Annotated in this window: 21 protein-coding genes and 1 pseudogene; 12 read left to right on the top strand and 10 right to left on the bottom strand. The window is 60.7% G+C overall.

Features of this window, described 5'->3' with window-relative positions; genetic code table 11:
* The first annotated feature begins 69 nt into the window (after positions 1-69).
* From Q0248_RS01820 to Q0248_RS01810, 3 genes are all read left to right on the top strand, one after another.
* Entirely contained in the window at positions 70-234 is a 165-nt protein-coding gene (locus Q0248_RS01820) for a hypothetical protein (protein ID WP_211789423.1), read from the top strand.
* Positions 235-549: 315 nt separating this feature from the next.
* Positions 550-1,737 carry an AAA family ATPase gene (locus Q0248_RS01815; RefSeq protein ID WP_299319055.1) on the top strand — a complete coding sequence of 396 codons (1,188 nt, stop codon included), beginning with the start codon at positions 550-552 and terminating at the stop codon, positions 1,735-1,737.
* 47 nt (positions 1,738-1,784) lie between these two features.
* Positions 1,785-4,001: a beta-N-acetylglucosaminidase domain-containing protein gene (locus Q0248_RS01810; protein ID WP_299319052.1), complete on the top strand. Its 2,217-nt coding sequence runs from the start codon at positions 1,785-1,787 to the stop codon at positions 3,999-4,001.
* 432 nt (positions 4,002-4,433) lie between these two features.
* Here the strand turns inward: Q0248_RS01810 and Q0248_RS01805 are convergent, their stop codons facing one another.
* The 10 genes from Q0248_RS01805 to pheT all read right to left on the bottom strand — a co-directional run bounded on the left by Q0248_RS01805 (position 4,434) and on the right by pheT (position 15,509).
* Positions 4,434-5,123: an HAD-IA family hydrolase gene (locus tag Q0248_RS01805; protein WP_299319050.1), complete on the bottom strand. Its 690-nt coding sequence runs from the start codon at positions 5,121-5,123 to the stop codon at positions 4,434-4,436.
* 182 nt (positions 5,124-5,305) lie between these two features.
* A complete protein-coding gene (locus Q0248_RS01800) occupies positions 5,306-5,854 on the bottom strand; it encodes an exonuclease domain-containing protein (RefSeq protein ID WP_299319049.1) in 549 nt (182 codons plus the stop codon).
* 25 nt (positions 5,855-5,879) lie between these two features.
* Positions 5,880-7,238: a dihydroorotase gene (locus Q0248_RS01795; protein ID WP_299319046.1), complete on the bottom strand. Its 1,359-nt coding sequence runs from the start codon at positions 7,236-7,238 to the stop codon at positions 5,880-5,882.
* An 18-nt stretch (positions 7,239-7,256) separates the two neighbouring features.
* A complete protein-coding gene (locus tag Q0248_RS01790) occupies positions 7,257-7,949 on the bottom strand; it encodes a type II CAAX endopeptidase family protein (protein ID WP_299319043.1) in 693 nt (230 codons plus the stop codon).
* A 7-nt stretch (positions 7,950-7,956) separates the two neighbouring features.
* Entirely contained in the window at positions 7,957-8,493 is a 537-nt protein-coding gene (locus Q0248_RS01785; RefSeq protein ID WP_299319040.1) for a 16S rRNA processing protein RimM, read from the bottom strand.
* A 10-nt stretch (positions 8,494-8,503) separates the two neighbouring features.
* The gene (gene murA / locus Q0248_RS01780; protein ID WP_211789416.1) at positions 8,504-9,814 is read right to left on the bottom strand and encodes a UDP-N-acetylglucosamine 1-carboxyvinyltransferase; all 1,311 of its coding nucleotides are present in this window, start codon (positions 9,812-9,814) and stop codon (positions 8,504-8,506) included.
* 33 nt (positions 9,815-9,847) lie between these two features.
* Positions 9,848-10,462 carry a DUF4290 domain-containing protein gene (locus Q0248_RS01775; RefSeq protein ID WP_299319034.1) on the bottom strand — a complete coding sequence of 205 codons (615 nt, stop codon included), beginning with the start codon at positions 10,460-10,462 and terminating at the stop codon, positions 9,848-9,850.
* 13 nt (positions 10,463-10,475) lie between these two features.
* Positions 10,476-11,810 (bottom strand): glucose-6-phosphate isomerase, encoded by a 1,335-nt coding sequence (locus Q0248_RS01770; RefSeq protein ID WP_299319032.1) that lies wholly within the window; start codon positions 11,808-11,810, stop codon positions 10,476-10,478.
* Between the two features lie 452 nt (positions 11,811-12,262).
* The gene (locus Q0248_RS01765) at positions 12,263-12,991 is read right to left on the bottom strand and encodes a YebC/PmpR family DNA-binding transcriptional regulator (protein WP_299319030.1); all 729 of its coding nucleotides are present in this window, start codon (positions 12,989-12,991) and stop codon (positions 12,263-12,265) included.
* A gap of 43 nt (positions 12,992-13,034) precedes the next feature.
* A complete protein-coding gene (gene pheT / locus Q0248_RS01760; protein WP_299319027.1) occupies positions 13,035-15,509 on the bottom strand; it encodes a phenylalanine--tRNA ligase subunit beta in 2,475 nt (824 codons plus the stop codon).
* A 470-nt stretch (positions 15,510-15,979) separates the two neighbouring features.
* On the opposite strand from pheT, the gene Q0248_RS01755 reads away from it, so the two are divergent.
* The 9 genes and pseudogenes from Q0248_RS01755 to Q0248_RS01715 form a co-directional block, all read left to right on the top strand.
* Positions 15,980-16,978, top strand: coding sequence for a D-alanine--D-alanine ligase (locus Q0248_RS01755; protein ID WP_299319025.1), 999 nt, complete (start codon positions 15,980-15,982; stop codon positions 16,976-16,978).
* A 21-nt stretch (positions 16,979-16,999) separates the two neighbouring features.
* Positions 17,000-18,154, top strand: a complete 1,155-nt coding sequence (locus tag Q0248_RS01750; RefSeq protein WP_299319022.1) for a 1-acyl-sn-glycerol-3-phosphate acyltransferase — start codon at positions 17,000-17,002, stop codon at positions 18,152-18,154.
* Positions 18,151-19,719, top strand: a complete 1,569-nt coding sequence (locus Q0248_RS01745) for a PepSY domain-containing protein (RefSeq protein ID WP_299319020.1) — start codon at positions 18,151-18,153, stop codon at positions 19,717-19,719. Before Q0248_RS01750 ends, Q0248_RS01745 begins: the two co-directional genes overlap by 4 nt.
* Positions 19,720-19,723: 4 nt before the next feature.
* Positions 19,724-20,833 (top strand): Nif3-like dinuclear metal center hexameric protein, encoded by a 1,110-nt coding sequence (locus Q0248_RS01740; protein WP_299319017.1) that lies wholly within the window; start codon positions 19,724-19,726, stop codon positions 20,831-20,833.
* On the top strand, positions 20,833-21,681 hold the full coding sequence (locus Q0248_RS01735) for a C4-type zinc ribbon domain-containing protein (RefSeq protein WP_299319014.1): 849 nt from the start codon (positions 20,833-20,835) through the stop codon (positions 21,679-21,681). The genes Q0248_RS01740 and Q0248_RS01735 overlap by 1 nt, the downstream gene beginning before the upstream one ends.
* A gap of 24 nt (positions 21,682-21,705) precedes the next feature.
* The gene (gene tilS / locus Q0248_RS01730) at positions 21,706-23,085 is read left to right on the top strand and encodes a tRNA lysidine(34) synthetase TilS (RefSeq protein ID WP_299319011.1); all 1,380 of its coding nucleotides are present in this window, start codon (positions 21,706-21,708) and stop codon (positions 23,083-23,085) included.
* A 595-nt stretch (positions 23,086-23,680) separates the two neighbouring features.
* Positions 23,681-25,963, top strand: a complete 2,283-nt coding sequence (locus Q0248_RS01725) for a GH92 family glycosyl hydrolase (protein WP_299319009.1) — start codon at positions 23,681-23,683, stop codon at positions 25,961-25,963.
* A 162-nt stretch (positions 25,964-26,125) separates the two neighbouring features.
* A pseudogene (locus tag Q0248_RS01720) lies at positions 26,126-26,425 on the top strand (HU family DNA-binding protein); the annotation flags it as partial.
* A gap of 238 nt (positions 26,426-26,663) precedes the next feature.
* Positions 26,664-26,972 (top strand): class II fructose-bisphosphate aldolase (locus Q0248_RS01715; RefSeq protein ID WP_299319006.1); only part of this gene is annotated, 309 nt, incomplete at its 3' end.

The following is a 26,972-nucleotide window of genomic DNA, read 5'->3' as shown; positions in this document are numbered from 1 at the left end:
TTATTTGCCAAATTATTGCGTACTTTGCAGGTATAGAATAAGTAATCAACATAATACACAGAGACGTTTATGAAGCAGTATCTCGGCATCATCGTTATGCTCATCGGAGCCTTGCTCCAGATCTTCACTTACTTCACTGATCAGGTAGAGAACGCTAATACCTACCTTGGCATCGGGCTCGTGCTCGTAGTCCTAGGCTACCTCGGTCACATCGTGATGTCGAAGAAGGCTTAGGCGCTTGTAGTAAGATCTGTACAAAGGTATAGGGAGAGGCTACCCAGCTCAGCTGGGTGGCCTCTCTGCGTTTGAGGGAGGCCTTTCCTTCCCCCCGAGGTCGCTTAGCGTGCCCCTAGGCGGCCCTGCCCCTAAGGAAGGAGCAGCCTTCTGTAGCGGGGGAGAGGGAGCCTTGGAGGCAGCTTTCACGATAAGGAGCGCTGGGTACTGGTTATTCGGGGGGAAAGGCGTATTTTTGTCTTGTCGGCTTTTCAGTCTGCTCACTCAAGGGTCAGGGATGAGCCGTAGTACTAGATGCTAATGCTTTAAGACCGAGTGGATCATTTATACCGCACGCATGAGTACCTGCTGAGGCATACCCGTCGGGGGCTGCAGCGCTCGCTCATGGAGGAGATTGACTGGAGCCAGCGTATCATCGGGATACGTGGGTCACGTGGAGTAGGGAAGACCACCTTCCTGCTAGATTACGCCCGTCGGCACTATGCCCCGACCTCGCGGGAGTGTCTCTACATTAACCTGAATCAGTTCTGCTTTACGGTCGACTCCCTCGGGAGCTTCGTCGATAGCTTCGTAGAGCAAGGTGGGCGCACGCTGCTCCTAGACCAGGTGTTCAAGTATCCCAACTGGACTGAGGAGTTCAAGCAGTGCTACTATCGCCATCCCGAGCTACGGATCATCTTCACGGCCTCGGCGGTGATGAATCTCGAGGAGGACGACCCCGAGCTGGCACGCCTAGCAGCCATCTACCATCTGGCTGGCTTCTCGCTGCGTGAGTTCATCCAGCTGGACAGCGGTATCGCCCTACCTGCGGTGAGCCTAGAGGACGTCATGACGCGTCCCCAGGAGCTGGTAGCAGAGCTTGCCCGCACGCTCAACCCTGACCTATGGCTAGACCGCTACCTCGAGTACGGCTATTATCCCTTCCACCTCGAGCCGCGTCTCTACTCGGAGAACCTACTGAAGACGCTCAACATGACCCTTGAGGTGGATCTCCTCTTCATCAAGCAGCTGGAGCAGCGCCTCCTCTACAAGCTACGCAAGCTCATTTACCTGCTGGCGCAGCAGCCCCCACACACTGCGCTCAATGTCTCCCAGCTCGCAGCCGCGATCGAGACCTCTCGCCTCACGGTGATGAACTACATCCGCTACCTCGCGGATGCCCGTGTGCTGCGCCCCGTCTTCAAGCAGGACGACAGCGAGCTGCGTCGTCCCTCGCAGGTCTATCTAGGCAATCCCAACCTCTACCAAGTCCTGCAGCCCGAGCATCCCGACCGTGGGGAGCACCTGCGTACCTTCGTCTTCAATCAGCTGAGCAAGGAGCATGACTTCCGCCTCTCGCCGCGTGGGGCTCGCTCCCTCTTTGAGATCGACGGCCGCTGGCTGCTGCAGATAGAGGACAGCCTAGAGGGGCGCTACCGTAGCGACCGTCACTATGCCCTACGCCAAGGGGACTTCACCCGCGACAAGAGCATCCCCGTGTGGCTCTTCGGCTTCCTCTACTGATCGATACCCCATACCATCATAAGCCTATCCCTAATCAACTACCATCTATGCGTACACTACTTAGCATCGCACTAGCGCTCAGCAGCGCTACGCTCCTCTCGGCTGAGTCCGAGCTCTTCCCCAAGCCGCAGCAGATGACGACAGCCTCGTCTCAGGTGCGCCTCTCTACCCCTATCATGCGCCGCCTCAGCAGCACGCTGGACACGCTCACGATGCCCTACATCGGGCAGCAGTGTCGTCTCTTCGCTCAGGCCCGCTTGCGTCTAGGGGTTAAGGGGGATGCGGCGGTGGCCTCTGTCGCGGCTAAGCTCCCCACGCAGGCCGAGGGCTACTACCTGGAGGTCAAGCCTCAGGGCATTACGCTGGCAGGCGTAGACTCCGTCGGCCTCTACTATGGGCTACAGACACTCCGCCAGCTCCTGCGCCAGCCCCGCCTCAGGGCCACGACCATCACCGACTGGCCAGACGTAGCCCTGCGTGGTGTCGTGGAGGGCTTCTACGGCAATCCCTACAGCCATCGCAATCGCCTCGAGCAGTTCCGCTTCTACGGCGACACCAAGCTCAATACCTATATCTATGGGCCGAAGGACGACCGCTACCACAGAGAGAAGTGGCGTGAGCTGTACCCCGAGGGAGAGCGTCAGCGCATCGCTGAGCTCGTCCAGGCAGCCCACGCCCGTGGCGTGCAGTTCGTCTGGGCCATCCATCCCGGGCTGGACATCAAGTGGACGGAGGAGGACAGACAGGCCGTCGTGCGCAAGCTGGAGGACATGTATCGCCTCGGGGTGCGCTCCTTCGCGGTCTTCTTCGACGACATCAGTGCCGATGACGAGAGCGCACGCCACCAGGCTGAGCTCCTCAACTACCTGTGGCGCTACTTCCCTAAGGCAGGGATGCAGGTCAAGTCGCTCATCCTCTGTCCCACGCAGTACAACCAAGCCTGGGCACGTGGCGCCTACCTCGACTTCCTAGGGCAGACCATGGATCCCGAGATCCATATCATGTGGACGGGGAAGACCGTGGTGACGATGATTGACCGTAAGACGATGGAGTACGTCAATGCTCGCATACGTCGCAAGGGCTATGTATGGCTGAACTACCCCGTCTCAGACTTCGCCGTTGACCACCTGCTGCTCGGCCCGATGAAGGGCAACGAGCAGGACCTCGCCCCCCTCTTCAGCGGCTTTGTCTCCAACCCTATGGAGTACGCCGAGGCCTCTAAGGTGGGCGTCTTCGCCGTAGCGGATTACCTGTGGAATATGCAGGGCTACGATGCTGACCGCTCTTGGCGTGAGGCTACGCGCTACCTCTATCCCAAGAATACGGAGGCCTTCCGCCGCTTCGCGCTGGATAATGTCGACCCAGGGACGAATGGGCACCGCTTCCGCATCGAGGGTGAGTCCCTAGACCTACGCCCCATCGTAGAGCAGTACAAGGCTGCCTATAGCGCGGGCTCAGTGACGGACGAGCTGCGTCAGGCCCTCGGCCAGCGCTTCGATCGCATGGAGCAGGATGCCGCGACGCTACTGGCGGACAAGCACAATGCCGATATGCAGGAGGAGCTCAAGCCTTGGCTCGAGGTCTACCAGTATATGGCACGTCAGGGCAAGGTGCTGATCGATATGCAGCGTCTCCTCGCGGCTAAGGACAGCACGGGCTTCATCGAACGCTTCAAGCAGCTGCAGGCGCTGGAGGCCCTACAGAGCGCCATCCGCTCGCGTGACTTCAAGGGCTCAATCAATGCCCCCTTCCCCAAGCCTGCCGATGCAGTGCTAGCCCCCTTCCTCGCACAGCTCAAGCGTGAGCTCTACGCCGACTACCGTAAGGGCTTCGGCTACCAGGCTCAGCTGCTGCCTCGGCCTCCGCTCGAGGAGGGCAAGTATCTCATCCGTGTTGCAGGTGGCTACCTCTCCAACAGCATAGATCCCAAGCAGGGCCTTCAGATCGTCTCCGAGCAGGATAGCATCAATCCTCAGCGCCAGCTCTGGCTGCTCAGCTACGACAATGCGGCGGGGCGCTACACCATGCGCTCGGCTCAGGATCAGCGTATCGTGACCACGGACTTCAAGCTCCTGCAGCAGGCTGACCTCACGAAGGAGTGCTTCACCCTGCATAAGGATGCCCAGGGCCACTTCGCCCTGCAGAACTCCCTCGAGAAGCTCGGCTACATGTGGGCCGTAACTAAGGAGGGCAAGCTACGCATCCACTATCGACGCGAGGCACGTCCCGAGGACTATATCTTCGAGTTCGTCCCGCAGCGCTAAGCTCCCAGGCTTAGCTTAGCAATAGACCGGAGCCCCAGCGCTCCCCTCATCGTACGGTGGGGGAGTGCTGGGGCTCCGGTCTATTCTTTTCTATGGTGCGCGACGCACTGAGACAGCGCTATCGCTTCACCCGCAGAGAAGGCTTAGGCGGGCTGTCCTAGGTCTGTGCGCTTCCTTGGTCGTCACTTAGCGTAGGTCAAGGAGCTAAGTCTAGCCGAGCTCGCCTTCCTAGGTCTGTAGCGCTCAGCATGAAGCCTCTAGCGTCCAGCCCAAGTGCCTTAGGATAGGCTGCTAAGGAACGCAGCAAGGCGACAGCCTTAGCCTAGCTCTGTGAAGGCTATCCCTCAGGAGGCTGACTGATATCCCTGAGGCGCGCCACGGACGTCCCTCAGCGCTTTGACTGATATCCCTCAGGGAGCTTCCTCCTTGGCCCTAGAGGATGCGCGGCAGTTCGCTCAGCGCGGTGATGGTGTAGTTGAGCTTAGGGCGGGCAGGGGCAGCGAGCTGCTGCGGATTGTACCAGCAGCGGTCGATCCCCGAGCGGGCAGCGCCCATCATATCGGCCTCGATGCTATCCCCGACGAAGAGAAGTTCCCCGGGCTCGGTCTTGCTGCGGCGCATCGCCTCGTGGAAGAAGCGCTCCGAGGGCTTCTCCGCGCCTATATCATCCGAGACGAAGAGGTCGGTGAAGTAGTTCACTAGTCCCGCGATCTCGAGGCGTGAGCGCTGCATCTCTAGGACGCCGTTGGAGGCCACGTAGAGCTGGTAGCGCTCGCTGAGCTTGGCGATCGTCTCGACGGCACCAGGCTCGGGCACGGCCTCCTCGTGTAGCTGGAGGTGGAAGGTGTCACTAAGCGCATTCCCGTCGGCCTCTATCCCGATGGCGGAGAGGAGGCGGGGGAAGATCAGCGTGCGTATCTCATCGACAGATAGACGCTCCCGTCGCTGCTGCTCCCACAGCACTTCGCCGACCCAGTAGAAGACCTCATAGTAGATATCCTCGTAGGGCAGGTGATGGATCTGGAAGGCCTTCCTAAGGGCGGCCTCGGAGGAGGGGCGGAAGGACAGTAGCGTGTTGTCTACGTCGAGGAGTAGCGCCTTATAGCGCTTAGCGTGTTGCATTGAATCGTTCTTAGAGTTGCGTATCAGGGCGCTCTACTTAGCGCCTTATTACTATATAATAGCTTGTGTGGCTTATTGTTCGCTATAGCTAGCGAAGCAGTCCCCCACGTCAAGCCCTTAGGGGCTCGGCGTGGGGGACTTAGTCAGTCGAGCAAGGCAGGCCTTAGGCAGCCTTAGCCTAGCTATATGAGTCCGCCTAGGCTAGGGTCGCGCTGGTACTCGAGGGCGAGGAGCGCGCAGACCTTGGAGTCGAAGGCTGCCTCGTGGTGGTCCTCCTCTCGGAGGTTGAGGTGTGCTATCCACTTCGCCAGGCGGATCTTAGTCGTCTTGTAGGTGCAGTAGACGCGGTCGAGGCTTGGTGGCGTCAGCTCGTAGTGGAGGCACGCTTTGGTGAGGACACCGAGGTCGAAGGGGGCATTATGCGCCACTAGCGGCAGGTGCGACTCGAAGTAGGGCGCGAGGATATGCCATAGGGCAGGCCACTCGAGGGCGTCCTTGGTATGCTCGGGACGTATGCCGTGGATCCTCGTCAGCGCCTCGTCGAAGTGGTTCTCTGGGGGCTGGATGAGCTGAGAGAAGCTGGAGCGGATCTGCCCATGGACGACGTGGGTGATGCCTAGCGAGCAGGGCATCTGCTGATAGGTTGCCGTCTCGAAGTCGAAGGCGACGAAGTCCTGCAGGCGTTCGCCAGGGCGCAGCGCGCGGCAGGGGATGCGAGGGAGTGTGGACATGGTATATTGGGATGGGGATCTAGGGTCAGTGGTTGAAGGTCAAGGCATGGGCCTCGGGGCGCTCGGCCGAGAGCTCGCCCCCGCGCCAAGCACAGCAGCCGTTGACGAAGGTGGCCGCGATGCTGTGCCCGAAGCTATGCCCCTCGAAGGGCGACCAGCCGCACTTGGAGAGGATGGAGGCTGGCGTGACGAGGGTGGGGCGCTTGGGGTCCACCAGCACGAGGTCGGCGAAGTAGCCCTCGCGGACGAAGCCGCGGCGGTCGACGTCGAAGAGCCGCGCTGGGGCGTGTGCCATGCGCTCGACGACGAGCTCACGGCTGAAGAGCCCTTCGGCCGCTAGATCGAGCATGGCGACGAGCGCGTGCTGCGTCAGGGGTCCTCCGCTGGCAGCCGTGAGGCAGTTGCCCTCCTTCTCGCTCAGGAGGTGGGGAGCATGGTCGGTAGCGACGATATCGATGAGCCCCGAGGCTACGGCGCCACGTAGGGCCTCGCGGTCTTCTAGGCGCTTGACGGCGGGGTTCCACTTGATGCGATTGCCTAGGTGCTCGTAGTCACGATCCGAGAAGATGAGGTGGTGCACACAGGCCTCGGCGGTGATGCGCTTCTCGGAGAGCGGGAGGTCGCTCCTGAAGAGCGAGAGCTCGCGTGCTGTGGAGATATGCAGTATGTGCAGTCGGCTACCGAGGCGTGTGGCCAGCGCTACGGCTTCGCTCGAGGAGCGATAGCAGGCCTCCTCGCTACGGATCAGGGGGTGGTAGCGTACATCAAGCCCTTCTGCCCCTACGGTATCGAGGTAGTGCTGGCGGTTGGCACGGATGATCTCCTCGCGCTCGCAGTGTGCTGCGATCACGAGATCCGTCTCTCCGAAGATACGCTCCAGCGTCTTGGGATCGTCGACGAGCATATTACCCGTAGAGGAACCGAGGAAGAGCTTGACCCCTGGGGTGTGGCGGCGGTCGATGCGTCGGAGCTCGTCGGCATTGTCGTTGCTCCCGCCGAAGAAGAAGGAGTAGTTGGCCCAGGAGCTCTCCGCAGCACGCTCCATCTTCCACTGCCAGGCCTCGAGGGTAGTGGTGGTGGGGTTGGTATTGGGCATCTCCATGAAGGAGGTCGTGCCGCCTGCCAGCGCAGCGCGGCTCTCGCTCTCGATGGTCGCCTTGTGCGTCAGCCCCGGCTCGCGGAAGTGTACCTGGTCATCGATGCAGCCCGGGAGGAGCCATAGCCCCGAGCAGTCCATTACTTCGTCCACCTCACGCTCCAGCGCCTCGGGGTAGCTGTGCTCCCCCTCGTAGATGGCTGCGATGAGGCTGTCTCGGATGAGGAGGCTGGCGGTATAGCTGCGCCCTTCGTTGATGATCAGGGCATTCTGTAGTAGTGTAGTCATGTGCTTGGGAGGCGTGGGCTAGAGGAGGTATAGTACTATGAGGTTGTTGAGCGCGTGCAGGACGATCCCTGGCCAGAGGCTGTGCGTCCTGCTGCATAGATAGCTGAAGCCATAGCCGAGGAGGGAGCGCGTGACGAAGCCGAGGACGCTGAGGTGCATGAGGGCGAAGAGTACCGACGTAAGTCCCCAGACCAGCCGCGGCCGCTTGGGAGCTAGGCGCTCTAGGGTACCCTGTACGGCTCCGCGGAAGAAGAGCTCCTCGGAGAAGGCGGGGAGGAGGGAGATGTAGGGGATCAGCTTCAGCCTAGGCGTGCCAGAGTTGATCGCCTGGAGTATGAGCTCAGTCGCTTCGTCCTTGAGCTCCCAGCCCAGCCAGGAGAAGAAGCGAAACTCCAGCTCATCGACGGCGAAGGCTAGTGCGAGGATAGCTGCCGAGATGAGGAGGCAACGCCCGAGTTCCCCGCGGCTCAGTCGGGGGAGGCGTAGTAAAGCGAACGCCGCTCGCCCCTGCGGAAGCAGGAGTAGCGGCGCGATGAAGGAGAGGCCTGTGATCAGGAGCAGAGGCTCGAGTGATGAGGGGCTGCTGAGTGCCCCAGGGCGAACAGCCACATAGAGGGATCCCACCAGCAGCTGGACCAGTAGGAAGAGCGCGAAGAGCGTCAGCAGCGTATAGATGCCCGCTTTGAGCTGCGTATTCGTCCCGGTCATCATATCCTAGCTAGAGATCAAGCAGACCCTGAGGGACTTGTAGGTAGAGCTGGTGCTCGGCGAGCTTTACCTCAGAGATCAGCTCCTCGGCGATGGGCAGTACGAGTTCGTCCCCGAGGGGTGTCTCGACGCGCATCAGGACGTTCAGCGTGCTGTCGTCGACGTCCGTGATGCGTCCTAGGTAGTCCCCCGAGTCCGCCTCGTAGAGCTCGAAGCCGACGTAGTGCTCTAGCCCGAGGACGGCCTCCGCCTCGTCGTGGTCCAGGTAAGCACGCTCCAGCCAGAGCTCGCGCCCCACGAGCGCCTCGGCCGCCTCCTTGGTCATGACGTCCACGAAGGCGATGAGGTCGAGCTCATCGGTCTTGGCGCGTAGGCTGCGCACTCGGTAGGGGATGAGCAGCTCCTGCTCCTCGAGGAAGAGGAAGAGCCGCTCGTCCTCCTCCCAGAGGACGCTGAGGTCTACCGAGAGCTTGGTACTGAGCTCGCCACCGATACCGTGTGTACGGCCGAGGCGGCCTATGGGCTCGAAGTCTGCCTTATCCAGCATAAGGGTGGAGCTATAGGCGAGAGATGCGAGCACCTAGGGCATTGAGGCGGCCTGCGATGTCCTGGTAGCCTCGGTCGATCTGCTCGATGTTGTTGATGACACTTGTCCCCTCGGCACTCATCGCAGCGATGAGCAGCGCGATCCCAGCACGGATGTCGGGTGAGGCCATCGTGGAGGCACGCAGGCGATGCGACTGCCCGAGGCCGATGACCACAGCGCGGTGGGGGTCGCAGAGCATGATCTGAGCGCCCATGTCGATGAGCTTGTCGACGAAGAAGAGACGACTCTCGAACATCTTCTGATGGATCAGTACGCTTCCCTTAGCCTGCGTGGCGGTGACGAGGAAGACGCTGAGAAGGTCAGGCGTCAGCCCTGGCCAGGGGGCGTCCGCCACGGTGAGGATCGAGCCGTCCATGAAGGTGTCGATCTCATAGCCGTTGGGGTGGCGGGGGATGAAGAGGTCGTCGCCCTGCTCCTCGATGGTGATCCCGAGGCGGCGGAAGGCCTGAGGGATGATCCCGAGGTCGGGGATGCTGACGTCTGTGATACGTAGCTCGGAGTTCGTCATGGCGGCCATGCCGATGAAGCTACCGATCTCGATCATGTCGGGGAGCATGGTGTGCTCGGCACCGTGCAGCTCCTTGACGCCCTCGATGGTGAGGCGGTTGGAGCCTATGCCCTCGATATGGGCACCCATGCGCACCAGCAGCTTGGAGAGCTGCTGCAGGTAGGGCTCACAGGCGGCATTGTAGATCGTCGTCGTGCCCTCGGCTAGTACGGCGGCCATCAGGATATTGGCTGTACCCGTCACTGAGGCCTCGTCGAGGAGCATGTACTTACCCTTGAGCTGGCTGGCCTCCAGCACGTAGCTCTGCTTGTCACTGTCGTAGCGGCAACTAGCGCCCAGCTCCTGGAAGCCTATCAGGTGCGTATCCAGACGACGGCGGCCGATCTTGTCGCCCCCGGGCTTGGGGAAGAGCGCATAGCCGAAGCGCCCTAGGAGGGCACCTGCCATCAGGATGGAGCCACGCAGGGCACGGCTACGATTGAGGAACTCCTCACTATGTAGGTAGTCGATGCTGATCTCGTCTGCCTGGAAGCTGTAGCTGCCCTCGTCGTTGAGCCGGCTGACCTTCACCCCGATCTGCCGCAGCAGGTCGATGAGGTTGTTCACATCCAGTATGTTCGGGATGTTGTGGATGGTGACGAGCTCGGGGGTGAGCAGGACAGAGGAGATGATCTGTAGGGCCTCGTTCTTGGCGCCCTGGGGGCGTATGCTCCCCTGTAGGGAGTAGCCGCCCTCGATGACGTATGATGCCATGCGCTAGTGTTGCTAGGGTATATGTGTACGTAGTTAGCGTTTCTTGCCCTTCTTACTATTGAGTGGCTTCTGGAGCTTGCCAGGGCGGTCAATAGTGTTGGGGTTGATGTTGAGCTTGCAGTTCTCGGGCGTCAGGAGGATCTGTCCGTCGGAGAGCTCGAAGAGGTCCTTGAAGATCTTCAGGTCCTCGACGTTGCCCTGGTTCCAAGTCATGTAGTCGCGCTTCATCTGCAGGGCGATGAAGTACTCGGCGGCTGCTCGCTCGGGGCCGAGCTCCATGGCGCAGACCTTCTGGATCATGCCTTCGATGAAGCGGCCGTAGTAGCGGTACTTGATCTGAGCCCCTGGGTACTCGGGCTTGTCGGCCTTGAGGTCGATCTTCTCACGCGTGATCGTACCCTCGGGATAGTCTACGTCGAGCTCGAAGTCAGCGATGATCGCCAGGTGGTCCCAGTAGATGGTCTCGCGACCGATGCCCTGCTCCTTCTCGGGGACGAGGGCAGCCATAGCACGGACGATCTCGTGGGCGCAGCGATTGCGCTCGTCGCGATCCGTGAGCCCCTTGCAGTACTCGACCATATTCTGAATATTGCGACCATACTCAGGCATGATGATCTCGGGGAGCTGGTTATTGTATCCTATACTCATTGAGGTCGGGGGATTAGAGGCGTGCCTTGATGGCCTGGGTAGCCTCCTCATAGCCGGGCTTCTCAAGGAGGGCAAACATGTTCTTCTTGTACGCCTCTACGCCGGGCTGGTTGAAGGGGTTCACCTCGAGCATGTAGCCACTGATGCCGACGGCCTTCTCGAAGAAGTAGAAGAGCTGGCCGATGTAGTAGGCGTTGAGTTGGGGGAGGGTGATGCGGATGTTGGGCACGCCGCCGTCCATGTGCGCCATACGTACGCCGAGCTCGGCCATCTTATTGACTTCGTCGACGCGCTTACCCGCTAGATAGTTGAGTCCATCGAGGTTCTCCGTATCTGGGGCAATACGCAGCTCGCTGTCGGGCTGGGCGATGCTGATGATCGTCTCGAAGATGTTACGCTCGCCCTCCTGGATCCACTGGCCCATGGAGTGTAGGTCGGCGGAGAAGTCTACCGAGGCGTTGAAGATGCCCTTACCGTCCTTGCCCTCGCTCTCGCCATAGAGCTGCTTCCACCACTCTCCGATGTAGTGGAGCTTGGGGTGGTAGTTCCCGAGGATCTCGATCTTCTTGCCTGCCTGGTAGAGGCTGTTGCGGGCAGCGGCATAGAGGGCGGAGAGGTTCTGCTCGAAGGCTACATCCTCCCCGACGAGGGCGGCCATATCCTGAGCACCACGTACGAGCTCGCGGATGTCGAAGCCTGCTACGGCGATGGGCAGCAGCCCTACGGGGGTGAGTACGGAGAAGCGGCCACCGATGTCGTCGGGGATGACGAAGGTCTGGTAGCCCTCCTGGGTGGCGAGGCTGCGCAGGGCGCCCTTAGCCTTGTCTGTGACGGCGATGATACGCTCACGAGCGGCGTCCTTGCCGACCTGCTCCTCTAGGAGCGCCTTGAGGATACGGAAGGCGATGGCAGGCTCCGTAGTGGTACCACTCTTGGAGATATTGATGATGCCGAAGCGCTTGCCGCGGAGGAAGCTGACGAGCTCGCTCAGGTAGTCCTCGCCGATATTGTGCCCTGCGAAGATCACCTGGGGGGCGTCTGTCTTGGGGGCGAAGCTGGGGCTTAGAGCCTCGATGACGGCACGGGCGCCTAGATAGCTACCCCCGATGCCGATGCTGATGACGTAGTCGCAGTGCTGCTGTAGCGTGCGAGCGGCTGCCTCGATAGCGTCGAAGTCCTGCTCGCTGATCTCACTGGGGAGCTTGATCCATCCGAGGAAGTCATTGCCTAGGCCCGTGCCCGCATGTAGGGCGGCCTGGTAGGCATTGCTCTTGTCTGCCCAGCTGTAGACGGTGTCCTGGGATACGAAGGGATAGATCCCCGTGAGGTCGAGTTGTAGCGTGTTCATTATCGCGATGTTGAATATGTCTAGTAGGCTGATATGTTGTACGGTGCTCGGGGGGACTAAGATGCGGCCCGATGGGGCAGCGTCAGCGTCCAGCAGCCAGGGCAGGGCGTACTAAGGCAAAGATACGAAAAAGGACTATATCTGCCTCAAGGACTGCACGTGAAGCAGTCCAAGGCGCTCTGCGGCCTCCCGCGAGCCCTAGCTGCGCACGGTGAGGGGCTAGGGAGGAGTGCAGTGAGGAATATCCGTGACGAGGCTGACTGCTATCCCTCAGCACCGTGATGGACGTCCCTCAGCCTCCTAACTGATATTCCACAGCTCGCCCTAGGGTAGGGCGCCCGCCCCGCGCAGCCTATAGGCCTCAGCCTACAGTCCATAATATGAGTGTCCCCAGAGAAGCCAGCTCGCGCTGCTTCCCTGGGGGCACTTTTCTTTTGCAAAGGGCGTGGAGGCTATTCCTCCTCTTCCTCTTCCTGCATGTTGGTGAAGACGTTCTGCACGTCCTCATCCTCCTCGAGCTTGTCGATGAGCTTGGCGAGGGTCTCGCGCTGCTCAGCTGTCACAGGCTTGGTGTCATTGGGCAGGCGGACGAACTCCGCCGAGGTGATCTCGTAGCCAGCACTCTCGAGATAGGCCTGGATCTGCGCGTTGTCGCTGAAGGCTCCGTAGAGGATGATCTCGTTCTCATCGTCCTCCAGCTCGTCGACGCCATAGTCGATCAGCTCTAGCTCCAGCTCCTCGATGTCCATGCCCTCCTTCTTGACGATGTGGAAGATGCACTTGTGGTCGAAGAGGAACTCAAGGCTGCCCGTCGTGCCGAGGCTGCCGCCGAACTTGTTGAAGTAGCTACGCACGTTGGCCACGGTACGCGTCGTGTTGTCCGTAGCGGTCTCGACGAAGATGGCGATACCGAAGGGGCCATAGCCCTCATAGTTCATCTCCTTGTAGTCGGAGAAGTCCTTGGACGTCGCCTTCTTGATGGCGCGCTCTACGTTGTCCTTAGGCATGTTCTCCTTCTTGGCAGTCTGCATCAGGACGCGTAGACGGGGGTTGGTCTCGGGGTCAGGACCGCCAGCCTTAGCTGCGATGGTGATTTCCTTACCGAGCTTGGTAAAGACGCGGGCCATATTACCCCAGCGCTTCATCTTACGAGCCTTACGATATTCAAATGCTCTTCCCATAATGTGTATGTCGTGAATATAGTGTTGTCAATCAGTCTTTATACTAGCGTAGCTCGGCCCCGAAGCCGTCCTCGAGGCTCTTGCGTATCTTGCTCATGATGGCGTCGATCTGCTTGTCGCTCATCGTGCGCTCCGTGTCCTGGAGGTAGAAGGAGAGGGCGTAGCTCTTCTTACCTGCGGGGAGGTTCTTCCCCTCGTAGACGTCGAAGAGGCTGACGCTCCTGAGCAGCTTCTTCTCGGCGCGGCGTGCAGCCTGCTCGAGCTCGGCGAAGGTCGTCTTGCTGTCGATGAGGAGGGAAAGGTCACGCTTGACGATGGGGTACTTCGCCAGCTCCTTGGCCTCGAGCTTGACCCGTTCGGCGAGTCGATTGATCTGCTCCCAGTCGACCGAGGCGAAGTACACGGGTAACTCGATGTCCCATGCGGCGACGAGGCGTGGATGTACCTGCCCGAGGACGACGAGTTCCTTGCCATCATAGGTGCTATAGGCGTAGCCGGGGCCAGCGAAGATATCGCGCTCGACGAAGCTCGTCTTGATCCCAGAGAGGGCAATGCCTAGGCGCTCGAAGATGTGCTCTACCTGTGCCTTGAGCTCGAAGGGGGAGGCTGCCCCGTCGGGGTGGGCCCAGCTGCCCGTGACACGCTCACCAGCGACCCACAGGCCGAGCGTCTGACGCTCGCGATAGCCTGCCAGAGTCGTCGCGTTGGACTTCGTCTGCTCGGGTGCGGCCTCGTAGCAGTTGCCCCACTCATAGTAGTAGAAGCTGCGCTGCTGGCGGCGTAGGTTGCGGCTGATGGCCGCCAGCCCGCCGAAGAGCAGCGTCTGGCGCATCACGTTCAGCTCGCCGCTGAGCGGATTCACCAGGCGTACGAGGCGCTCGGCAGGGTAGCTCGTGAGGACCTCGTAGTAGGCTTCGGAGGAGAGCGAGTTATTGAGCAGCTCGTTGAAGCCCGCGCCCGTCAGCTGCTCCGAGAGGAGGAGCTTGCGGCTGTAGGAGCGGTCGACGGCGCCCTTAGGGCTGAGGTTGGCATGGATGTAGCCACTCAGCTCGATGCGGTTGTAGCCATAGATGCGGAGGATCTCCTCGACGACGTCGCTGGGGCGTGTGACGTCCACGCGGTAGCGGGGTACACGCAGCGACCAGAGCTTGCCCTGGCGCTCGGTGACCTCGATCTCGAGGCTGGCGAGGATGCGGGCTACGTCAGACTCGGGGATCTCCTGCCCGATGAGGCGGTGCATGTACTCCAGGTCCAGCGTCACCGCATAGGGCTCGCTGGGCTCGGGATAGTGGTCGAAGAGGCCGCCGTCGATGCTGCTGCCAGGACAGAGCTCGAGGATCAGGCTCGCGGCACGTAGCAGCGCCCAGGTCGTACGCTCGGGGTCGAGCCCGCGCTCGAAGCGGAAGGAGGAGTCGGTATTCAGGCCGAGACGTCGTGCCGTCTTGCGTACGGAGCTGGCGTTGAAGTTCGCGGCCTCGAGGAAGATCTCCGTCGTCTGCTCCGTAGTGCCCGAGTCGAGCCCACCCATGACACCCGCCACGCAGAGCGGCGTGCCGTCGGCGGAGGCGATCACGAGGTCCTGTGGGCCCAGCTGGCCTTCGCTCTTGTCGAGGAGCGTCATCTTCTGCTCCTCGGCGAGCTTGACGCGTAGCCCAGCCCCGACCTTAGAGAGATCGTAGGCGTGTAGGGGCTGTCCGTATTCGTGCAGGACAAAGTTGGTGACGTCTACCACGACATTGATGGGCTTCAGCCCGATGCGCTCCAGCGTCTGGCGGAGCCACTTGGGGCTCTCCCCGACCTTGAGGCCGCGGATAACGAGCCCTTGGAAGCGGGGGCAGAGCGTGCTGGGGACTTCGACCGAGACGGGTAGGGGGCAGCTGCCAGCCTCGGGGGAGGCGGTGAGCTCAGGGAGCTGGGCGCGGACCTCGGTGCCCGTCTGCTGCGTCAGGTAGGCAGCCAGATCGCGTGCTACGCCGTAGTGCGAGGTAGCGTCTACGCGGTTGGGGGTGATGTCTACCTCGAGGACGTAGTCCGAGCTGATGCCGTAGTGGCTCGCCGCGGGCGTCCCAGGGGTGATGCTGTCAGCCTCGAGGAGGATGATCCCCGAGTTGTCTGTGCCTACGCCTATCTCTACCTCGCTGCAGAGCATGCCGTAGCTCTCGACGCCGCGTATCTTGCCCTTCTTGATGGTGAAGCTCTCTTCTCCTGCGTGCAGCACCGTGCCGATAGTGGCTACGACGACGCCCTTGCCTGCAGCTACGTTAGGCGCTCCGCAGACGATCTGCAGGGGCTCCTCGTCCCCTACATCGACGGTCGTGACGTGGAGGTGGTCGGAGTTCTCGTGCTCGACGCAGGTCAGCACCTTCCCCAGTACCAGCCCCTTCAGGCCGCCAGGGATGGACTCTACCTCTTCGATACCACCGGTCTCAAGGCCGATCGAGGTGAGCGCCTCTGCTACTCCCTCGGGGCTCAGATCGGTAGCCACATAGGAGCGTAGCAGGTCGTAGGATATATTCATCGTTCGCTTGTCTATTGTATAGGCACGGATGCGCCCTATGGTTATGATTTGTGAATGCAAATGTACGAAAAGCGCCAAAGACTAGCGGAGAGCCGCTGCCGAAGCTGCGGGGTGGGGCGTGTCATGCCGCCCCCGCTCGCCCTCACAGGCGGGGCAAGGCCCTGGGGCGAATAGGCAGTGGCGGCAGGCGCATATAAGGGGGGGGCTCCTGAGGGATATCCGTCAGAGCGCTGAGGGACGTCAGTCAGGCACGTGAGGGATATCCATCAGCCTCCTCAGGGATATCCCTCATGGAGCTGGGCTAGGGCTGTCGCCTCGCTACGCCTTTGCCTGGGCCTCGCTGGGAGGCCTTAGACTAGGTGTCGTAGCCTACAGGGCTAGCCCTGCCTTTGCCGTAGCTAGGGGAAAGGCCTACCTTTGTATACGTAAGCTAAATCTCGAACCAAACTCAGACTATATAAACTCAACAGATGAGTCCACGTACTATCGCCGTCGTCGCAGGCGGCTTCTCGGGCGAGCAGCCCGTCTCCCTGCGCAGCGCTGCAGGCATCCTGTCCTGGATCGATCGCGAGCGCTACACGCCCTACCTCGTACTGATCGATCGCACGGGCTGGTGGGTAGAGCTTAGCTCGGGCGAGCGCTATCCTATAGATAAGAATGACTTCAGCTGTCAGCTTCCCGAGGGGCGCATCCGTCCTGAGTACGCCTATATCACGATCCACGGTACGCCTGGGGAGAATGGCCTGCTGCAGGGCTACCTAGACCTGCTCGGCATCCCCTACAATACGGGGGGCGTGCTGACGGAGGCGCTGACCTTCAATAAGTACTACTGCAATCACTTCCTCTCCTCCTTCCCTCAGGTGCGCACGGCCAATTCGCTGCGCCTCAGTAAGGATCTCCCGCGCCCTAGCACTGCCGACATCCTCGATAGGCTAGGGCTCCCCCTCTTCGCTAAGCCCAACGCGGGTGGCTCGAGCGTGGCTACCTCACGCGTCAACACCATCGAGCAACTCGAGTCTGCTATCAACGAGGCCTTCACCGAATGTGAGGAGGTGCTGCTCGAGCGCTTCATCTCGGGCACTGAGGTTACCTGTGGCTGCTATGAGGCAGGCGGAGGACTGCAGGTGCTGCCCGTGACCGAGGTCGTCCCGAAGAATAGCTTCTTCGACTACGACGCCAAGTACAATGGGGCGGTCGAGGAGATCACGCCCGCACGCATCCGCCCCGAGCAGACCGAGCTGGTGCAGGAGCTGACCAAGCAGATCTATCGCTATGTCGATGCCCGTGGGATCATCCGCGTAGACTTCATCATCGAGGCCGACGGCTACCCCACGCTGCTCGAGGTCAATACCACTCCAGGGATGACGCCCACGAGCTTCATCCCCCAGCAGGTACGTGCCGCGGGGCTCGAGATGCCCCAGGTGCTGACGGCGCTCATCGAGGAGGGCCTTCGTCCTGCCCAGCATTAACCCCTTTATATATGTGTCATCATGGACTACGCTAAGTACGACGATATACGCCCGCTCCTCCCAGAGGAGGTGCCGGGCACCATTGAGGGCCTCATCGCCCTGCCCGAGCTACGCGCGATCTACGAGCGCCTCGGCCTCAGCTGGAGTTGGGAGGAGCTCAGCACCCTCCTGCGCAGCTGTCGCAGCGTGGAGGACTTCAAGCAGCGCGTCAGCTACCACTGGGTCAAGCAGGTGATGCGTGGCTGCTGCACCAGCGTCGAGCTCACGGGAGCCGAGCAGCTGCGCCCAGGTGGAGCCTATACCTACGTCTCCAATCACCGAGATATCGTGCTGGACTCGGCCTTCCTCAACGTGCTGCTGGCAGACGCGGGTGCTAAGTATCCCCAGATCGCCATCGGGGACAACCTGATGATCTACCCTTGGGTAGAGACGCTGGTCAAGCTCAATGGGAGCTTCCTCGTGCGTCGCGGACTGCAGGGACGTCAGGTGCTGCTGGCCGCCAAGCTCCTCTCGGAGTACATGCACGAGGCGGTGGCCGAGGGGCAGAGCATCTGGATCGCGCAGCGCGAGGGACGGGCTAAGGACTCCTCCGACCACACGCAGCCTGCGCTCCTCAAGATGCTGGCCATGGGGAGCCCCGAACGTCAGCCTGCCGCTGCCCTCGCTTCGCTCAACATCGTCCCCGTGACCTGCAGCTACGAGTACGACCCCTGTGACTACCTCAAGGCGCAGGAGATGCAGCTCAAGCGTGACGTCGCGGGCTACAAGAAGAGCCCTGTCGACGATGGCATCAATATGCGCACGGGGATTCAGGGCTGGAAGGGACGCGTGACCTTCCATATCGGTCGCCCCCTAAGTCAGCTGCTACCCGCCGACGCCTCGGCGCTGAGCGTAGAGGAGCTGGCGAGCCTCATGGATGCGGAGATCCATCGCCACTACGTCCTCGATCCCCTCAACTACGTCGCCTACGACGAGCTCGAGGGTACGGACAGCTCCGCACACTACACGGCCGAGGAGCGAGCAGAGGCCCTGCGCTACATCGAGGCACGCCTCCAGCTGGTGCAGCTGCCCGAGGGGCTCGAGCCTGATAAGGCCTTCCTCAGACACTGCATCCTCACGATGTACGCCAATCCGCTGCGCAACCAGCGGAAGGCTCTAGCTGCTACTGCGCTATGAGGCGGCCAAATGCTCGCCAGCTGCACAAGTGGCTTGGGCTACCACTCTGCGTTCTGCTCTTCCTGGCTGCCCTGTCGGGGATCCTCCTGAACCATCGTGAGCTCCTGCGCTCGGTCGATGTCCCGCGTGGGCTCCTACCCAGCGAGTACAGCTATACCAACTGGAGTGGCGGAGCAGTACGCTCGGCCCTGCGCACAGCTACGGACAGCTACCTCTATGGGTCGGCGGGCGTGTGGCGGAGCGATAGTGCAATGCAGGCTCCCGCCGTAGCGCTCAATGATGGCCTCGCTCCTGGGGGCGACGAGCGCAAGGTGATGAGCATGGCTCAGCTGCGCTCGGGCGAGATCTGGCTGGCCTCACAGTTCCGTATCTACCGCCTCGACCAGCAGCGTCGGCGCTGGCAGGAGCAGCCTTTACCCGAGGGTGTGCATGGCCGCCTTGCCGACCTCGTAGCACATGGTGATAGCCTACTGCTGCTCTCGCGCTCACGGCTTTACCTCCGAGTGCCAGGGCAGAGCCAGTGGCAGCCTATCTCCTGGGAGGCGCATGATACCTATACGGGGGAGATCACGCTCTTCCGTATCGTCTGGGCGCTGCATAGTGGGGAGTACTTCGGCCTCGTGGGGCGACTCGTCGTCGACCTTATAGGAGTCGTCATCATGCTCCTATGTCTGACAGGGATCTTCTATACCTTATATAAGGAGCGGCTCAAGCGCTGGAAGTCCCGCAAGCATAGCCCCGAGAGCGTGCAGCGCAAGCAGGGGCTGATGCGCCGACTGGGCTGGCACTTCCGCTGGCACAAGTTCCTCGGGAAGCGCCTCATCTGGCTGACAACCTTCGTCGTCGTCACGGGCTGGGTGCTTCGTCCGCCCCTGATGCTGCCGCTGATCTTCAATGAGATGCGCCCTGCTGGGTGGAGCGAGCTGGGGAGTGACAACCCATGGTTCGAGCGCCTGCGCGCCCTACGCTACAATAAGGTCGAGGATAACTGGCTGCTCTCCACGAGTGAGGGCTTCTTCATGCTCCCTGCCTCGCTGCAGGGACAGCCCGAGTACTGGTGGGGGCAGCCTCAGGTCAGTCCTATGGGCATCAATGTGCTGGAGCAGCGCGAGGATGGCAGCTGGGTAATCGGCTCCTTCAGTGGAATGAGCTGCTTCACCCCCAAGCAAGATGACGCCCCCCGAGACTACTTCAGCGGGGAGACCGTCCTTGCCGATCCTTATTCACGTCCCATAGGGGGGCACCTCATCGCTGGGGCTATCCTGGGGGCGACGCCTACCGAGGATCGCGTCTTCCTATACGATCAGGGGCTCCTCCGAGGGGGAGACTTCAGCGCTGCGGCCTCCTTTGTCGCCCAGCCTAAGGAGCTGAACGAAACTCCTTACTCCCTGTGGCAGGCCGCACTGGAGCTGCACGCAGGCCGCCTCTACAAGCCCTTCCTCGGGCAGTGGGGGACGGATCTCTTCATCTTCTTCTTTGGTCTGGTCTCGGTGATCGTCCTCATGACGGGCCTCAAGCGCCTCAAGACAAAGAAGCCTCGTCCCCAACAAGACTCAGAGAACTAGTACGATGCTACGTGTCGCCCAAATCTGGGAGCTGCTCGAGGAGCACTTCCCCTCCTCGCTCCAAGAGAGCTATGACAACTGCGGTCTGCAGGTAGGCGACCCCGAGGCGATCGCCACCGGGGTGCTCTGCTGCGTGGATATCACCGAGGCGGTGCTTCAGGAGGCCGTAGAGCGCGGCTGCAATGTCGTCATCGCCCACCATCCCCTGCTCTTCAAGGGGCTCAAGCGCCTCGGTACCTCATCCTATATAGAGCGCTGCGTGCGCTTCGCCCTCAAGCATGACCTAGCGATTTACGCAGCGCACACCTCGGTGGACAATGCTGCCAAGGGGCTCAACTGGCGCCTCGCTCAGGACTTCGGCCTGCTGCAGCCACGTGTCCTTCTTCCCCAGACCGACCGCTTACTGGAGCTCACGGTCTACGTCCCCGAGGCCGCTACCGCTGCGGTGGCAGAGGCACTGTGGGCAGCGGGTGCAGGTCGGGTAGGGAACTACGACAGCTGCAGCTGGCGCAGCTTGGGCCAAGGCTCCTTCCGTCCCTTGGCAGGCGCCCAGCCCTACGTGGGTGAGCTCGGAGCGCTGCACTACGAGGCCGAGGAGCGGCTTAGCCTGGTGCTGCCCAGTCACCTCAGAGCGCGTGTGGAGGCAGCTCTCCTCAAGGCGCACCCTTACGAGGTCCCCGCCTATAGCTTCACACAGCTCCTCGATACGCGCGGCACTACGGGCGCAGGCATTGTCGGTGAGCTCCCGCAGCCCGTAGCTCTTGGTGACTTCCTTGCCCAGGTGAAGCGCTACTTTGCTACCGAGCAGCTGCGCTATAGCCGAGCTGAGGCGACGCGGCAGATCCAGCGTGTCGCCCTCTGTGGTGGCGCTGGGGCCTTCCTCTGGCCCGAGGCGCGCCGAGCTGGGGCAGATATCCTGATCACAGGAGAGGCGAAGTACAACGACTACTTCGACTGCGAGTCCGCCCCCATCCTTGCGACGGTGGGCCACTACGAGAGCGAACGCATCAGCGCACAGCTCTTTACCGAGCTATTGTCACAGAAATTAGCTACCTTTGCGGTCTACCAAAGCGAGATCGACTCCAACCCTATAAATAGCGTCATAGCACTATAATGGCTACGAAAGAAACTACAAAGAAGACATCCTCAGCAAAGAAGGCGGCTGCTACCAAGACTGCTAGCCCTGCTGCTGAAGCACCTGCGGCAGCAGCTGCAGCCGATCGTGGCGTCGCAGATAAGCTGATCGCCCTGAGCCGCCTGCAGGAGACCTACACGAAGATAGATCATATCAAGACGCTTCGCGGAGAGCTCCCCCTAGAGGTACAGGATCTCTCGGACGAGATCGAGGGCATGGAGACCCGCCTAGCCCACCTCGAGGAGGACAACAAGCGCCAGAAGAACGCGGTCGCCACTGAGAAGGCACGCATCACGGATGCAGAGGCTAAGATCGCCCAGTACAAAGAGCAGCTAGATAACGTCAAGAACAACCGCGAGTACGACAACCTCTCGAAGGAGATCGAATTCCAGGGACTGGAGATCGAGCTCTCGCAGAAGCGTATCAACGAGGCCGCAGGCGATCTGCAGCAGCGTACCGAGCGTATCGCTGCCCTAGGTGAGGCGATCGCTGAGCGCCGTCTTGACCTCGCGGCCAAGGAGGAGGAGCTAGCTCGCATCAAGAGCGAAACGAAGCAGGAGGAAGAGGCACTACGTGCTGCGGCCCTCCAGCTCGAGGAGCACATCGAGGAGCGCCTGCTGCATGCCTTCGCTCGTATCCGTGAGGGGGCACGCAATGGCCTGGCCGTCGTGCCCGTAGACCGTGATGCCTGTGGTGGCTGCTTCAACAAGATCCCCCCCCAGCGCCAGGTAGACCTCAAGCTCCATAAGAAGATCATCGTCTGCGAATACTGCGGGCGTATCCTCGTCGATCCCGAGCTGGTAGAGGAGGCACACCAGCAGCACTAGCGGGCCGCTGTATCCTAGCTCGCTATGCTGCAGCATGTCCTGCTCGACCAAGTTGAGCTGACGCTACGACAGCAGCAGCTACTTCCCCCAGCGGGGTGCATCTACATAGCCACCAGTGGAGGAGCGGATTCGCTCGCTCTGCTGATGGCTATGTTGCGTCTAGGCTATGGGCCTAGGCTCGTAGCCCTGCACTGCAACTTCCGCCTGCGGGCAGAGGAGAGTGAGGGCGACCAGCACTTCGTCGAGGAGCTCTGTCGTCGACTGGGCGTCGCCCTGCGTGTCACGGCCTTCGATACCGAGCGCTATGCCCAGGGGCAAGGCATCTCCATCGAGATGGCGGCGCGTGAGCTCCGCTACCGCTGGTTCGCCGAGCAGCGCGCCGCAGACCCTAAGCCAAGCGTCGTAGCCGTCGCGCACAATGCTGATGACCAGGTGGAGACGCTGCTGCTCAATCTCTCTATGGGCACGGGCATCCGTGGCCTCAGCGGCATGCCTTATCACAAGGTCGAGGAGGGCATCATCCGCCCACTGATGGACTGTCCCCGCGCCTTGATCCTCGACTACCTAGCTGCCGAAGGGCAGGACTACCGCAGCGATAGCTCCAATGCCGATACGCGCTACAAGCGCAACCTCATTAGACATAGGCTCATCCCCCTGCTCAAGCAACTCAATCCCTCCTTCGCCGAGGCAGCCACCCGCACGATTGCGCACCTCAGAGCGAGCGAATGCTACTACCTCGAGCGGGTCGAGCAGCTACGTCAGCAGGTGCTGGAGCCTCAGGGCATCCATATCATGAGGCTCCTCGAGCAGCAGTACCCCGAGACGCTGCTCTACGAGCTCCTTAGGCCCTACGGCTTCAGCTCCGAGACCGTGCGTGGTGTGATGGCGCAGCTGCATACGGGACACGCTGGGGCACGCTTCGATAGTCCCACGCATCAGCTACTGCGCGGGCAGACCTATCTAGAAATCTTACCACGTGAGCGGGGCTCGGAGGAGGCTTATCTGCAGGAACTCTCGATCGGGGAGGCGGGGGTGTGTACCTTGCCCAGCGGTCAGCGCCTCAGCTGGTGGATCGAGCTGCGACCTCGAGACCTCGAGCAGTTCTTTCCCTTGGCAGCGGGTGAAGCGGCCTTTGACTACGAGGCGCTCGGTGCTGAGCGCCTCGTCCTACGCCATCGCCGTGAGGGCGATGTGCTGTACCCCTATGGGATGAAGGGGAAGAAGCTCCTGAGGCGCATCTTCATTGATGGGAAGTTCGATCATGCTCAGCGCCAAGCCGCCCTCCTCCTGTGTCGTGGAGACGAAGTGCTTTGGCTCGTGGGACACCTTGCCGATCGTCGCTACCGAGTCACGGAGCACACGCAGCGCATACTTCGCCTACGCCTTTCCCCCGCTGTCCGCTAGGACCTTCTTTGGTCCGAGGCGTCACCGCGGGAACGCCTCATTACCCCTAGATACTACAGATAAGTAAGGGAGAGATTGCCTCTATGGAGGGCGATCTCTCCCTTTTGCGTACTGTCCCTGCGAGGAGGGCGCGAGGCGCTGGCGCTCCAGTTTAGCTCAAGCTAGTGCTGCGGTTTGAGCTCCGCTGTTGCCAGCCTATAGGGTGGGGACTCGTGAGGGATATCAGTCAGCGCACTGAGGGACGTCTGTTAAGCAGGTAAAGGGCGTCAGTCAGCCCGCTGAGGGATATCACTTGCGAAACTAGGGCAAGGCTCCCACCTCGCTGCCCCTCCTGGCTCGCCGCCGCTGGGTGCGCTTGACCGAGATCTTACCGTCTGCTCCTTCGCTTAGGCTTGATCCCTTGCTCGAATACTGCTCCTTGGCTTGGCTTAGTGCTCCGCTTAAGAGGGGAGTGAGGCCTAAGGCTTACGCACCGAATTTGCGATGTGGATGCGGCCTCGGCGCTACTCGCTCAGACGTCCGTACCGTATAGTTGCCTGCTTTTCCTTATGTTTGCAGCTAACAGACACGTATCTATACATACAAGAATATACGAATGAATCTACAGAAGACGCGACCCGTGAGGGCGGTAGCGCTCGTGCTACTGCTTAGTCTCGGCGCTTCAGCTCAGTCGCAGCGCCGACTCATTGATGAAGTCAACCCCTTCATCGGGACGAGCAACTTCGGGACGACCAATCCCGGTGCCGTGGTGCCTAATGGACTCATGAGCATCACCCCATTCAACGTGATGGGCGGAGGCGAGCTGAACAAGTATGACAAGGATGCCCGCTGGTGGAGCACGCCCTATACGGCGGACAACAAGTACTTCACGGGCTTCAGCCATGTCAACCTCAGTGGGGTAGGCTGCCCCGAGCTGGGGAGTATCCTCGTGAGCGCTTCGACGGGACAGCTCAACGTGGACTACACGCAGTACGGGACGACCCTGAGTGCGGAGCGTGCTCACCCGGGCTACTATAGTGCGATCCTCGACAAGCATCAGGTGCGTGCTGAGGTGAGTGCCACGCCGCGTACGGCGATCACGGCCTTCACCTTCACCAAGGGCGGCCCGAGCCATATCCTCGTGAACCTCGGGCAGGGGCTGACGAATGAGAGTGGGGCAACGGTACGCTTCCTCAACGACTCGACGCTCGTGGGGAGCAAGCTGATGGGGACCTTCTGCTACAATCCGCAGGCAGTCTTCAACCAGTACTTCGCCATCCGCATCAGCCGCCGTGCGCCCCAGAGCGGCTACTGGAAGAAGCAGCCCCCGATGCAGGGTGTAGAGGCTGAGTGGGACCATGATCATGGCCGCTACAAGCTCTATCCCAACTACCGCAAGCAGATGAGCGGGAATGACGTTGGAGTATGGTTCTCCTTCCAAACGCAGCCCGGAGAAGTCATCTACGTGCAGACGGGCGTCTCCTTCGTCAGTGAGGAGAATGCGCTGCTCAATCTGCAGACCGAGCAGCCCCGCCTGGACTTCACCGCCGTGCGCTCAGCTGCCGAGCAGCAGTGGGAGGACGCCCTGCGCGTCGTCGAGGTCGAGGGCGGGACCCAGGAGCAGCGTACGGTCTTCTACACCGCACTCTACCACCTGCTCATCCATCCTAATATCCTGCAGGATGTCAACGGCGAGTACCCGATGATGGGTAGTCTCAAGACGGGCAAGACGCAGCACGACCGCTACACCGTCTACTCGCTGTGGGATACCTACCGCAACGTGCATCCGCTGCTCTCGCTGCTCTATCCGCGCAAGCAGCTGGCGATGGTGCAGACGATGCTCGATATGTATAAGGAGGGGGGCTGGCTCCCGAAGTGGGAGCTCTACTCGCAGGAGACGATGACGATGGAGGGCGACCCCTCGATCATCGTGCTCAATGACACCTGGCAGCGAGGGATCCGTGACTTCGACGTGCAGCTGGCCTATGAGGCCATGCGCAAGGGTGCCGACACCCCGGGCAAGAGCAATCTGCTGCGCCCTGACAACGATGACTACCTGAGCCGAGGCTACGTGCCGCTGCGCGAGAAGTTCGACAACTCCGTCTCCCATGCACTGGAGTACTATATCGCAGACTGGAATCTGGGGCAGTTTGCTCGCAGCCTAGGCAAGACCAAGGAGGCGCAGCTCTACGAGCGCAGAGCGCAGGGCTATCGTCACTACTACGATAAGGAGACGGGGCTGCTGCGTCCTATCCTGCCCGATGGCAAGTTCCTCACGCCCTTCAATCCTACGCTGGGACGTGACTTCGAGCCCAACCCAGGCTTCCACGAGGGGAACTCTTGGAACTATAGCTTCTTTGTCCCCCACGACATCAAGGGCCTGTGCAAGCTGATGGGCGGTGAGCAGAAGTTCGTCTCTAAGCTACAGGGGATCTTCGACCAGGGCAACTATGACCCAGCCAATGAGCCGGACATCGCCTATCCCTACCTCTTCACCTACTTCCCCAAGGAGGCGTGGCGCACGCAGCGCCTGACGAAGGAGCTCCTCGAGAAGTACTACCACAATAGCCCCAGCGGCATTCCTGGCAATGATGATACGGGTACGATGAGCGCCTGGGCCATCTATAGTATGCTCGGCTTCTATCCCGATTGTCCAGGCAGCACGAGCTATGCGCTGACGACGCCCGTCTTTGATAAGATCACGATCCATCTGGACTCGAAGTACTACAAGCAGCCTAAGCTCGTCATCTCCAAGGGGGCTGCGGGCGCTGAGCGAGGGGACTATTTTACCCAGATCCAGCTGGCTAATAAGCTGTACAGCAATAAGTATAGACTCACGCACGCAGAGCTGACGGGGGCGGGTGAGCTCCGCTATCTGACGCAGCCGAAGCACCGCTAGGCTAGGCCGCTAGCTAGCCTCTGGAGCAGTCACTTGAGTCCCTAAGCGGCTCAGGGCTTGCATAGTCCAAGATTTGTAGTACATTTGGATACACAAAGTACTGGTCTAGTGGCCTCCGCCCAGTAGGGAAGGGGCCGAGCCAGAGCACAAGGCGCAACGCAATTTGTCCAACCTATAATAAGATCGTTGTTTATGAACAAAACTGATTTCATCGCAGGCGTAGCTGAGAAGGCTGGTCTGACCAAGGAACAGGCTCGCAAGGCTGTTGATGCATTCGCAGCAGTAGTCGCAGAGGAGCTGCAGAAGGGTGAGAAGGTCTCTCTCCTAGGCTTCGGTACCTTCTCCGTTCAGGATAAGCCCGCTCGCGAAGGCATCAATCCCGCCACCAAGGCAAAGATCAAGATCCCCGCACGCAAGGCGGTTAAGTTCAAGGCTGGCGCAGCTCTCGACCTGAACGCTTAAGTCAGCTCATGCTGCGACGCTCCACGGAGCGTGGCTCGCAGCCATATCGCGACGGCTAGCTCCGCGTCTCTCGAGACCGCAGAGCTAGCCGTCTTACTGTGCTGACTAGCAAGGATTAGGTAGATTCGTGAATAATTTAAGGAAAGGCGACGGCCGTATCCTTTTTTACCTTATCTTTGCGGTATAGACAACGAAGTCCAACTACGAAGTCAAACCTAGATTAACAGTTATAACAACAATGGTTAGTTACAAAGAACTCGGCCTGGTGAACACGCGCGAGATGTTCGCTAAGGCTATCAAGGGTGGCTATGCTATCCCAGCATTCAACTTCAACAACATGGAGCAGCTCCAGGCTATCATCGGTGCTGTCGTTGAAACGAAGTCTCCTGTCATCCTTCAGGTGTCCAGTGGCGCACGCAAGTACGCTAACCAAACTCTCCTTCGCTACATGGCACAGGGTGCTGTAGAGTACGCTAAGGAACTCGGCTGCCCCAACCCACAGATCGCTCTTCACCTCGACCACGGCGATAGCCTCGAGCTCTGCAAG

Source organism: uncultured Porphyromonas sp. (assembly GCF_938046015.1).
GTDB lineage: Bacteria > Bacteroidota > Bacteroidia > Bacteroidales > Porphyromonadaceae > Porphyromonas.
This window is presented reverse-complemented; position numbering and strand designations above follow the sequence as displayed.

What these genes read in the sequence shown, in the direction of transcription:
- Q0248_RS01820 (WP_211789423.1), top strand. Translation starts at nt 70, where the DNA reads ATGAAGCAGTATCTCGGCATCATCGTTATGCTCATCGGAGCCTTGCTC.
- Q0248_RS01725 (WP_299319009.1), top strand. Translation starts at nt 23,681, where the DNA reads ATGAATCTACAGAAGACGCGACCCGTGAGGGCGGTAGCGCTCGTGCTA.
- murA (WP_211789416.1), bottom strand. Translation starts at nt 9,814, where the DNA reads ATGGCATCATACGTCATCGAGGGCGGCTACTCCCTACAGGGGAGCATA.
- Q0248_RS01790 (WP_299319043.1), bottom strand. Translation starts at nt 7,949, where the DNA reads ATGATGACCGGGACGAATACGCAGCTCAAAGCGGGCATCTATACGCTG.
- Q0248_RS01795 (WP_299319046.1), bottom strand. Translation starts at nt 7,238, where the DNA reads ATGACTACACTACTACAGAATGCCCTGATCATCAACGAAGGGCGCAGC.
- Q0248_RS01785 (WP_299319040.1), bottom strand. Translation starts at nt 8,493, where the DNA reads ATGCTGGATAAGGCAGACTTCGAGCCCATAGGCCGCCTCGGCCGTACA.
- Q0248_RS01735 (WP_299319014.1), top strand. Translation starts at nt 20,833, where the DNA reads ATGGCTACGAAAGAAACTACAAAGAAGACATCCTCAGCAAAGAAGGCG.
- Q0248_RS01755 (WP_299319025.1), top strand. Translation starts at nt 15,980, where the DNA reads ATGAGTCCACGTACTATCGCCGTCGTCGCAGGCGGCTTCTCGGGCGAG.
- Q0248_RS01770 (WP_299319032.1), bottom strand. Translation starts at nt 11,810, where the DNA reads ATGAACACGCTACAACTCGACCTCACGGGGATCTATCCCTTCGTATCC.
- Q0248_RS01740 (WP_299319017.1), top strand. Translation starts at nt 19,724, where the DNA reads ATGCTACGTGTCGCCCAAATCTGGGAGCTGCTCGAGGAGCACTTCCCC.
- Q0248_RS01750 (WP_299319022.1), top strand. Translation starts at nt 17,000, where the DNA reads ATGGACTACGCTAAGTACGACGATATACGCCCGCTCCTCCCAGAGGAG.
- Q0248_RS01765 (WP_299319030.1), bottom strand. Translation starts at nt 12,991, where the DNA reads ATGGGAAGAGCATTTGAATATCGTAAGGCTCGTAAGATGAAGCGCTGG.
- Q0248_RS01810 (WP_299319052.1), top strand. Translation starts at nt 1,785, where the DNA reads ATGCGTACACTACTTAGCATCGCACTAGCGCTCAGCAGCGCTACGCTC.
- pheT (WP_299319027.1), bottom strand. Translation starts at nt 15,509, where the DNA reads ATGAATATATCCTACGACCTGCTACGCTCCTATGTGGCTACCGATCTG.
- Q0248_RS01745 (WP_299319020.1), top strand. Translation starts at nt 18,151, where the DNA reads ATGAGGCGGCCAAATGCTCGCCAGCTGCACAAGTGGCTTGGGCTACCA.
- tilS (WP_299319011.1), top strand. Translation starts at nt 21,706, where the DNA reads ATGCTGCAGCATGTCCTGCTCGACCAAGTTGAGCTGACGCTACGACAG.
- Q0248_RS01800 (WP_299319049.1), bottom strand. Translation starts at nt 5,854, where the DNA reads ATGTCCACACTCCCTCGCATCCCCTGCCGCGCGCTGCGCCCTGGCGAA.
- Q0248_RS01805 (WP_299319050.1), bottom strand. Translation starts at nt 5,123, where the DNA reads ATGCAACACGCTAAGCGCTATAAGGCGCTACTCCTCGACGTAGACAAC.
- Q0248_RS01775 (WP_299319034.1), bottom strand. Translation starts at nt 10,462, where the DNA reads ATGAGTATAGGATACAATAACCAGCTCCCCGAGATCATCATGCCTGAG.